Raw genomic sequence first — 5,984 nt, forward strand, 5'->3', positions numbered from 1 at the left:
ACCGCCGATGAGGGCCACGCCCCGCTCCAGGTCGTCCAGCGAGAAGTTGTCGAGCAGCACGGTATCCGCTCCACCGTCCAGGACGGCGTCGATCTGGTCGAGACGGTCGACCTCGACGACGACGTGGGTCGTATGGGGGAGCCGGGACAGGGCCGCGCGCAGGGCGGCCGCGAGGTCGAGGCCCGAGCGTTTCAGCACCGCGAGGTGGTTGTCCTTCGCCATCACCGCGTCGGACAGGGAGTGCCGGTGATTGCGGCCGCCGCCCGACTCGACGGCGTGACGCTCGAAGGCGCGCAGACCGGGAGTGGTCTTGCGGGTGTCGGCGATCCGCGTCTCGGTGCCGTCGACGGCCGCCACGTAGGCGGCGGTGAGCGTGGCGATGCCGCTCATCCGCTGCGTGAAGTTCAAGGCGACGCGCTCCGCAGTCAGTACGCTGCGCGCCGCACCGGATACCGAGGCGAGGACGTCTCCTGCAACGAACTCGTCACCGTCGCCGACGTGCAGATCCACCTGGACGGACGGATCGGTGAGACGGAAGGCGGCGGCGAAGACCTCGCCTCCGCTGAAGACCCCGGCTTCTCGTGCGACGAGATCGGCCGTGGCCGTGGCTTCGGCGGGCAGCAGCGTGGTGCTCGTGAGGTCGCCCCACGGAGCGTCTTCCTCCAGTGCGGCGCCGACGACGCGGTGCAGAGTGGCGGGGGTCAGCATCAGACGGTCTCCAGGATCGATGAGGGTGTGGGGGATGAAGAAGGGGCACCTGTCGCATCCGTGTCGACACGATGATGTGCTCCGACGGAAACGGTGCGCTTCAGAGCCGCCGCCGCCGTCGCCTGCGCGAGGAGCAGCAGGTTCGCATCCTCGTGCTCCGTCACGGTCGTGGGCGTGGTGGGGGCGCCGGCCCACCCCTGCAGCACGCCGAGCGCCCGGGTGAGGCCCTCGCCCGTGCGCAGCAGGCCCACTTCGTCCCACATCAGCCGCTGCAGTGCGGAGCGGGTGAACCCCGGTTCGGGGTCAGCGACGTTCGCGTCTAGGCTCACCTCGGGAGGGGTGTGCTCCTGTTCCGGAAGAGGCCAGGGCACCGTGAGCGCTGCCGCCGCGCGAGCCCCGAAGACCGCGCCCTCGAGCAGGGAGTTCGATGCCAGCCGGTTGGCCCCGTGCACGCCAGTGCGGGCGACCTCTCCTACGGCGAAGAGCCCTGGCACCGTGGTGCGTCCGTCGAGGTCGGTGACCACGCCGCCCATCAGGTAGTGCGCCGCCGGGGTCACGGGCAGGGGGGTCTTCGCCCAGTCGAAGCCACGCTCTCTCGTGACACGGTCGATGGTCGGGAAGCGGAGCGCGAGCGTGCGGGCTCCGAGCATCGTGGCGTCGAGCCTGACGGGCGCAGCCTGAGCCGCGGCGCGCCGTGCGATCGCTCGCGACACCACGTCCCGCGGCGCGAGCTCACCGTCGGGGTGGCTGTCGAACATGAACCGGCGGCCACGGTCGTCCACCAGAACCGCGCCCTCACCGCGCACCGCCTCGGAGATCAGGAACGCCGGGCCGGAGGCGAGGACGGTGGGATGGAACTGGACGAATTCCAGATCGGCGACCGCTGCACCTGCGCGAAGCGCGGCGGCGATGCCGTCACCCGTCGTTCCTCCGGGGTTGGTGGTGTGGGCGTAGAGCTGGCCGGCACCGCCGGTGGCGAGGATCACGGCGTCGGCCTGGAGGGTCGAGAGCACACCGTCGTGACGGATTCGGATACCCCGAACGACACCGTCGCGCTTCACGAGGTCGACAAGGAAAGCGCCGGTGAGAACAGGGATGCGCGCGCGACGTGCGCATTCGACGAGGGCCGCGGAGATCGCCGCCCCGGTGGCATCGCCGCCCGCATGCGCGATGCGGGCATGGCTGTGCGCCGCCTCGCGTCCGAGTCGCAGTGAACCGTCGTCGTCGCGGTCGAAGCCGACACCCCGTGCGATCAGCTCGGCGATCCGCTCCGCGCCGTCGGCGACCAGCACACTCACCGCGTCCGGATCGGACAGCCCGGCGCCGGCGATCTGCGTGTCGGCGGCATGCGACGACGGGGAGTCGCCCGGGCCGTACGCTCCGGCGACACCCCCCTGAGCGAACCCGGTGCAGCCGTCGCCGAGGTCACCCTTGGTGACGATCGTCACGTCGTGACCCGACTCGTGCGCGTGCAGCGCCGCGGTGAGCCCCGCGATGCCCGACCCGACGATGATGACCTTCATCGTGTGCCCGCGACCGCCGGGGGCTTCGCCGCGAGCATCCGTTCCAGCGCCACCCGAGCGGGGGCGGCGACGTCGTCGGACACGGTGATGCGGTTCGGCGTGCGACCGGCCACCAGCTCCTCCAGCACCCACGCGAGGTAGCCGGGGTGGATGCGGTACATCGTCGAGCACGGGCACACCACGGGGTCGAGGCAGAAGATCTCGTGCTGCGGATACTGCGCAGCGAGTCGACGGACGAGGTTGATCTCGGTGCCGATCGCGAAGGTGGTCGGTTCGGTCGCCGTGTCGATCGCCCGGCGGATGTACTCGGTCGACCCTGCTTCGTCGGCGGCGTCGACGACCTCCATCGGACATTCGGGGTGCACGATCACGCGGACACCGGGGTGATCGGTGCGCGCTTGGTCGATCTGGTCGACCGTGAAGCGTCGGTGCACGGAGCAGAACCCGTGCCACAGGATGACACGCGAGTCGAGCAACTCCTCGGCGGAGGATCCGCCCAGCGCTCGCCGCGGGTTCCACATGGGCATCTGATCGAGCGGCACTCCCATGGCCTTGGCGGTGTTGCGGCCCAGATGCTGGTCGGGGAAGAACAGGACCCGCCGCCCCCGCTCGAATGCCCACTCCAGCACGGTCCGCGCATTCGACGACGTGCACACGATCCCGCCGTGTCGCCCGACGAAGCCCTTGATCGCCGCCGAGGAGTTCATGTACGTCACGGGGATCACGGGCACGCGGCCGTCGGCGTCTGCGGCCGCGAGGTCTCCGAAGACGTCCTCGAGCTGCTCCCAGCACTCCTCGACCTGGTCGATGTCGGCCATGTCGGCCATCGAGCACCCCGCGGCGAGATTGGGGAGGATCACCGCCTGATCGGGTTGCGAGAGCAGATCGGCGGTCTCGGCCATGAAGTGCACGCCGCAGAACACGATCGCCTCGGCATCGGCTCTGCCCTTCGCCGCCGTCGCCAGCTGGAACGAGTCCCCGACGTAGTCCGCGTGCTGCACGACCTCTTCGCGCTGATAGAAGTGTCCGAGGATGAGCACCCGGTCGCCGAGCGTGGCCTTGGCCGCCCGGATCCTCCCGTCGAGTTCCTCTTCCGAAGCCTCGCGGTACTCGGAAGGCAGCTCGCCTTGTCGCGGGGCACCGGTCGGGATCACGTCTCCCATCGATGAGCCCGGTCCGTATCCGGGCCGCGCGTCGAAGTCCCACGGTCCTGCGGCGAGATCCGTCGCGCACGTGGCGTCCGTGGACGCGCCGGTGACGATCGCCTGGATCGCATGGTCGACGGAGGGGTCCAGCGGCGGTACGGCGGGAGCGGGGACGAAGGTGATGCTCATCGGATGCTCGTTTCCTCGGGTCGGAGCGGGCCGCGATCGGCGAGCTCGATGTCGGTGTTGTCGCGATACAGACGCGCGGGCCGGTGGCTTCCGGTGCGGAACCGGTCGGTCGGGAGCAGATTGCCCGCCGCCTCCACCTGGCGACGGAAGTTGGCGGGGTCGAGGGCGCGTCCGAGGATCGATTCATAGGCTTCGCGCAACTCGGCGAGCGTGAACTCGGCGGGGAGGAACCCCTGTGCGACTCGGCTGTACCCCACCTTGTTGCGCAGTCGCCACAGCGCGTACTCGACGATCCGGTCATGGTCGAACGCGAGGTCCGGCAGCTCCTCGACGTCGAACCAGCGGACGTTCTCGGGATAGTGCCCGGCTGCGCGATGTGCGGCGCTCTGCGCGGTCACGTCGTCCTGCCGCAACAGGGCCCAGTACACGATGGAGACGACCCGCGTGGGGGAGCGGTCGACCGCTCCGAAGGCATACAGCTGCTCGAGGTAGCTGGGGGCGAGTCCCGTTGTCTCGGCGAGGGTGCGGGCCGCGGCATCGACGGGAGACTCCGTCGAGGTGAGCCAACCTCCGGGGAGTGCCCACTGGCCGGCGAAGGGCTCGCGCGTGCGCAGCACGAGGGGCAGGGAGAGCACCGCCCGTCCGTCGTCGGTCCTCCGCAGCGTCAGGATCACCGTCGAGACGGCGACTCGGATGTCACCGCTTTGAGTCATTCGCACCTTAACCTCCGATGTCGATCTTAGTGTCATCGAGACTCTTAGTGGTCCTCTGTGACGAGGATTCGGGCTGAGTCCGAAACGTTATCTGAGGAGCGCGAGGAGGCTTGTCCACGAGGACGGGGTTTGTTAGGTTACTGTCCTAACAAACCCCTTCGGGAGTGGCCGCCGGTCGTCTCCCCGGGCCCGAGAACCCCACCTCCGGGGTTCTGCTCCATCCGGAGCGATCCCTCCTGCAGTGCAGCACCGAGAGGAAACAAGAGAAATGATCCGTAACGGAAGGCGCAAGATCGCGCTCACCGCGATTGCCGGTGCATCCGTCCTCGCCCTGGGCCTCACCGCCTGTGGCGGCGGCAGCGACAGTGGCAACGCCGATGGCGACAAGGCCCTGCGTGTCTGGGCCGGCAGCCAGACCCCCATCGCCGCGAACTACAACCCGTTCGCTCCGACCGTGCTCCACGGCGCGCTCGGGCCGATCTACGAGCCGCTGTTCTTCTACAACAAGACCGCGGACTCCGAGCCGGTCGGCCTGATCGGCGACTCGTTCGAGTACAACGAGGACGGCACGGTGATCACGGTCACTATCAAGCCCGACCTCAAGTGGAGCGACGGTGAGCCCCTGACCGCCAAGGACGTCGCGTTCTCGTTCAACTACGAGGCCAACAACCCCGAGGGCAACGGTCTGATCTCCGCCGAGGCCACGGACGACACCACCGCCGTGCTGACGTACTCGTCTGCCCAGTACACGACCGAGTTCCAGCGGATGGGGTCGAGCTACATCCTCCCCGAGCACGTCTGGAAGGACGTCAAGGACTTCGCCAACTTCACGAACGAGGAGCCCGTCGGATCCGGCCCCTACGTGGTCGACAAGACCACGAGCGAGTCCTACACCCTCGTCGCGAACAAGAACTACCGCGATGCCGACAAGCTCGGCGTCAAGAAGGTCCAGTACATCGCGGTCGACAACAACCAGACGGCACAGGACCTGCTCGCCGCCGGCAAGCTCGACTGGACCGGCATGTTCATCCCCAACCCGGATGACGTGACCGGCAACGGCAAGATCGACTGGATCAACACCCCGCAGGACCCGACGGTGCTCTACACCTGCTCGAACGCCGAGCTCGGCTGCACCGGCCCGCAGACGGACGTCGCGGTGCGTCAGGCGCTCAACGTGGCGATCGACCGCGGCATCATCAAGGACAAGGCATTCGTCGGCCTCACGGGCGACATCTCGCCGGCTTTCACGCTGCTGCCGCGTGACGAGAAGTGGCTCGCCGACCCGGCCAACGAGGTCAGCCCGCAGGAGGCCAACGCCGCCGAGGCCGGTTCGATCCTCGAGGCCGCCGGTTACACCAAGGGTTCGAGCGGCATCTACGAGAAGGGCGGGGTTCCGCTCGAGCTCACGCTCACCTCGGTCGACGGCTGGACCGACTACAACGACGCCGCGAAGCTGATCGCCGAGCAGGCCGAGGCCGCAGGCATCAAGATCACGGCATCGACGGTGCAGTGGCAGGAGTTCTCCGATTCCCGTCAGGGTGGCGAGTTCCAGCTCATCATGGGTGGTGTGATCGGCACGTCCGTCGCCGACCCGTTCCAGATCTACCGCGACTGGTTCGGCGGCACGGCCGTCGAGTCGACGACCCCGGTCGGCACCGAGATCCCCGCAGGACGCTGGAACTTCAGCCGCTACAGCAACCCGGTCG

5 protein-coding genes are annotated in these 5,984 nt (G+C 68.6%); 1 reads left to right on the plus strand and 4 read right to left on the minus strand.

Going from position 1 to position 5,984, the window contains the following annotated elements:
• The 4 genes from nadC to AX744_RS12640 all read right to left on the minus strand — a co-directional run.
• The coding region (nadC, locus tag AX744_RS12625; protein ID WP_061017237.1) for a carboxylating nicotinate-nucleotide diphosphorylase at nt 1-708 on the minus strand (708 nt) is incomplete at its 3' end.
• Nucleotides 708-2,231, minus strand: a complete 1,524-nt coding sequence (gene nadB / locus AX744_RS12630; protein ID WP_061017238.1) for an L-aspartate oxidase — start codon at nt 2,229-2,231, stop codon at nt 708-710. The genes nadC and nadB, both read right to left, overlap by 1 nt.
• A complete protein-coding gene (nadA, locus tag AX744_RS12635; RefSeq protein WP_058631905.1) occupies nt 2,228-3,565 on the minus strand; it encodes a quinolinate synthase NadA in 1,338 nt (445 codons plus the stop codon). The genes nadB and nadA overlap by 4 nt, the downstream gene beginning before the upstream one ends.
• Nucleotides 3,562-4,278 (minus strand): NUDIX hydrolase, encoded by a 717-nt coding sequence (locus tag AX744_RS12640; protein ID WP_061017241.1) that lies wholly within the window; start codon nt 4,276-4,278, stop codon nt 3,562-3,564. Before AX744_RS12640 ends, nadA begins: the two co-directional genes overlap by 4 nt.
• 268 nt (nt 4,279-4,546) lie before the next feature.
• Between AX744_RS12640 and AX744_RS12645 the strand changes: the two genes are divergently transcribed.
• Nucleotides 4,547-5,984: ABC transporter substrate-binding protein (locus AX744_RS12645; RefSeq protein ID WP_061017243.1), on the plus strand; the 1,438-nt coding region annotated here is incomplete at its 3' end.

The sequence above is a fragment of the Microbacterium sp. CCH5-D1 genome, assembly GCF_001557335.1.
GTDB lineage: Bacteria > Actinomycetota > Actinomycetes > Actinomycetales > Microbacteriaceae > Microbacterium > Microbacterium oxydans.

What these genes read in the sequence shown, in the direction of transcription:
- nadB (WP_061017238.1), bottom strand. Translation starts at nt 2,231, where the DNA reads ATGAAGGTCATCATCGTCGGGTCGGGCATCGCGGGGCTCACCGCGGCG.
- nadA (WP_058631905.1), bottom strand. Translation starts at nt 3,565, where the DNA reads ATGAGCATCACCTTCGTCCCCGCTCCCGCCGTACCGCCGCTGGACCCC.
- AX744_RS12640 (WP_061017241.1), bottom strand. Translation starts at nt 4,278, where the DNA reads ATGACTCAAAGCGGTGACATCCGAGTCGCCGTCTCGACGGTGATCCTG.